Source organism: Butyricicoccus sp. (assembly GCF_050872565.1).
Taxonomy (GTDB): Bacteria; Bacillota; Clostridia; order Oscillospirales; family Butyricicoccaceae; genus Butyricicoccus_A.
Genome location: NZ_JBNMHC010000227.1, coordinates 1 through 3,645, shown reverse-complemented (window position 1 = coordinate 3,645; position 3,645 = coordinate 1). Strand labels below are relative to the sequence as shown.

The 3,645-nt window shown below is 51.0% G+C and carries 4 protein-coding genes; 1 reads left to right on the top strand and 3 read right to left on the bottom strand.

Annotation, left to right across the window (positions count from 1 at the left end; translation table 11 throughout):
• The 3 genes from ACR0P9_RS09110 to ACR0P9_RS09100 form a co-directional block, all read right to left on the bottom strand.
• On the bottom strand, positions 1–547 hold a 547-nt coding region (locus ACR0P9_RS09110), incomplete at its 3' end, for a lysophospholipid acyltransferase family protein (protein ID WP_432619407.1).
• Between the two features lie 18 nt (positions 548–565).
• Complete coding sequence (locus ACR0P9_RS09105; RefSeq protein WP_432619405.1) at positions 566–1,057, bottom strand: DNA-deoxyinosine glycosylase; 492 nt, start codon at positions 1,055–1,057, stop codon at positions 566–568.
• 1 nt (position 1,058) lies between these two features.
• A complete protein-coding gene (locus ACR0P9_RS09100; RefSeq protein WP_432619403.1) occupies positions 1,059–2,639 on the bottom strand; it encodes a ClC family H(+)/Cl(-) exchange transporter in 1,581 nt (526 codons plus the stop codon).
• 189 nt (positions 2,640–2,828) lie between these two features.
• Between ACR0P9_RS09100 and ACR0P9_RS09095 the strand changes: the two genes are divergently transcribed.
• Positions 2,829–3,530, top strand: a complete 702-nt coding sequence (locus ACR0P9_RS09095; protein ID WP_432619401.1) for a Bax inhibitor-1/YccA family protein — start codon at positions 2,829–2,831, stop codon at positions 3,528–3,530.
• Positions 3,531–3,645 lie beyond the last annotated feature (115 nt).

Here is a 3,645-nt window from a genome sequence, read left to right as displayed (position 1 = left end):
TGACCGGCACAACCGGCACTTTTGCGCTGGTTGCCGCACGGAAGGCACCGCCCTTAAATTCTTTGACTGGGCCGCCCTTGCTGCGGGTTCCCTCCGGGAAAATCGTCATGGAAACGCCGCTCTTGACCAGTCGTGTTGCATCCATCAGTGCACGCACAGCCTGCTTCTCGTCCTCGCGGTCTACATACACACATTGCAGCAAATCCATCCAAGAACGCAGACCCGGAATTTTTGCCAGCGAAACCTTTGCCATCAGCGCACGCGGCTGACCGACATACGCCAAAATAACCGGAATATCAAAATCGCTCTGGTGGTTGGAAACAAACACAGCGGTTCCCTGCGGAATGTTTTCTTTGCCGTCTACCACGACCTTTGCACCGGCTGCCCATAACAGGCGGTGCGCCCAGTTGTGTACCATGCGATCAATGCCCGCTTGTACTTTTTCTCGATTGCCCTTTTTGATTTGATGTGCATAATGCGCCCGGATCGGGGACACAATAATCAAATACAAAATAAAATAAATCGCCCAAATAATCGTATGAATCATAAATCTGTGTTGTTTCTCCTATTCTGTAAGTTGTCGAATGATGGCATAACATTCCAATAACTGTTCCAGCTTGACAGCACAATTGGCCGGAGAGGTCGACGGCAGCACCTGTGCTTGGATACCGCAGTCCTTTTGACAATAGCGTTTGAACAGAGCTCCCGCCTTTTGTCCCGTGCAGAAAATCGCAGTAATCGGCGCATGGTCAAGAATATCACGCATCCGATTGGGAACCGGATTGCGGATAGACGCATCGGATGCGCCCTCTATATCGCAGCTATCTAAGACATCCCATAAGGCAATGTGATGCCGTGTGAGGAAGTCTTTTTGCTTGGGAATATCCCCGACAAGCGGTTGTTCTCCGTACAGCATCGGCAGAACCCGCCAGAAGCGATTTTGCGGATGCGCATAATAAAATCCAGCTTCCCGCGACTTAGGAGAGGGCATCGTGCCCAAGATCAGCACGCGGGACTGTGCGTCAAACCATGCCCCAAACGAATGTGTTACATGCATATCAAGTCTCCTCAAAGGTCACTTTGTGTTTGAGTACGGATTCCATCGCCGCCAAATCGCGTTCGCTGACCATAGTTGCCAGCGTGTCGCCCGCTTTCAGCTTCAATTTGCCGCGCGGAATCAATTCCTCTGCGCCGCGGGTTACCGATACAACCAAGCACGACGACGGCAAGCCAAGATCCTGAATCATGCAGTTATCCGCTTCACTTCCCTCTTCAATGACAGAAGTAATGATGGATTTCTTGTTTCCGGTTCCCTTGACAATGTCTTTTCCCTTTTGACCTTCTAAGAATCGCTCGGTCAAATGTTCAAAGAACGGCTTGCTGCGCAATGCCTCTGCGACAACATACGCGACAAGCGCCGCTGTAGACAGCGACAGCAAATGCGAAAAGCTGCCGGTCAGCTCGGAAATCAAAACAATGCCCGTCACCGGTGCGCGGACAATGGCCGCAAAAAACGCTGCCATCGCAATGATAACCAAATTGGTCGCAAAATCGCAGTCAAAGCCGAACCAATCGACAACCGCACTGCCATAGGCTCCGCCGATAAAGGCACCGAGCACGAGCAGCGGCACCAATGTACCGCCCGGTGCAGACGAGCCAAAGCTGGCGGCAGAAAACAAAAACTTCACGATGACAATCGTGACGAGCAGGCCAAACTGCGGATTTTCGACATACAGCATGGACACCATATGATGGCCGCCGCCGAGCAGCTCCGGCATAATAAAGCCGAGCACACCGGCAATGAAAAACGGAATAAAAATCCGGCACACCTGCGGCAAAAAGCCCAGCTTTTTATACAGCGTCTGTGCCCCAAGCATTCCTGCATTATGTACCGCGCCGAGCACGCCGCACAGCACGCCGAGAATCAAAATATACGCATAGCCGCGCAAGGGAATCATACCGGCAAACTGAAAGGTAAATACCGGCTCCATGCCAAACAAACCGCTGGAAATATAGTCCGCCATGAGAGACGCCGCCATACATGACAGCAGCACCATCGCAGAGAAATTCTTATGAATTTCCTCCAATGCGAACATGACACCGGCAAGCGGCGCATTAAATGCCGCAGAAAGTCCGGCAGATGCACCGCAGGTAATGAGAAAATGCTCTTCTAAGCGAAATCGTTTGAGTCCGCGAGAGATACCCTTACCCGCCATGCCGCCGAGCTGGACCGACGGGCCTTCTCTGCCGAGCGACAAACCGCCGACAATACACAAAAAGCCAGCCGCAACCTTGCCCAAAATCACACGCCACCAGCAGGGGCGGATATATCCCATCAGTTCCGCTTCCACCTGCGGAATACCGGAGCCGGAAATCATGGGTTCCCATTTGAGCAATGCGGTCACCAGCACAGCCAGTACGACCAGCACACCGAACCATCCCAGCATACGCAGCGGATTTCCGCTGCAAAAGCTGATAGCCGCATTGCGAATATCATCCGCGCGGTCGAGCAGATAGCGATACAAGGATGTGACCAAGCCGGCAAATAGTCCGACAAGCAAGCCTTCCACGACGAGCAGCGTGCGCAGGGAACCGTATCGGCTCACGATGCGCTTGGCGTCCATTGTTCTGTTTTTCATTGTGCAGCACTCACCTTCTGTCACACCGATTGGATACCTGTTTCTATACACACAAATCCTGTCCTTTATTGTAAACCTTTGTTCACAAAAAGTATACAGAATTGTTTCACGAACTTTCTGTACATTTCTTGCCAAATGCAGTATAATATACAACACATCAAAACAGATGATTGGGAAAGGAGGGTCCATATGAATCAGGGCTATGACTATTCGTCGTTCGGCGAAAGCCGCGACTCCATCGCCTCCTACACAGCCAAAACATACGGCTGGATGTTCCTTGGACTTTTGACAACCTTTGTCGCTGCTGCGGCAATCTACTTTACCGGATTTTATATTCCGCTGTGCACTGCTCTGAACGGTCTGCTGCCGTTTGTGCTGGCACTGATTGAACTGGGCGTGGTCATTTACCTCTCTGCCCGCATTCACAAGGTTCCGGTTGCAACCGCTCGCATGTTGTTCTTTGTCTATGCACTGCTCAACGCCGTGACGTTCAGCACGATTTTGGCAGTCTATAGTCTGGAATCACTGATTATCGTCTTTGCGATGACTTCTCTGTATTTCGGCGTCATGGCAATTTACGGTTATGTGACCAAGGCAGATTTAACCCGCATCGGGCCGGTTCTGATGTTTGGTCTGGTGGCACTCATCATCATGATGATCCTGTCCCTCTTCATCCCTGGCATGAACACCGGTCTGTGTCTGGTCGGCATCGTCGTATTTCTCGGCTTTACCGCTTATGACACGCAGATGATTCGCAGAAACTACGCATATTATTCCAGCAATCCGGAGCTGCTGCAAAAGGCATCGATTATTTCGGCATTGCAGCTGTACTTGGACTTCATTAATTTGTTCCTGTACCTGCTCCGCCTGTTCGGAGACCGCAACAACTAAGCACAAAGACAAATATCCCGATCCGCAAAGCAGGTCGGGATATTTTTTGTGCCAATCTTGACAGAACATGGTAATCCATTTACAATATTCTGCGTGGAAACCACCGATTTTTCAT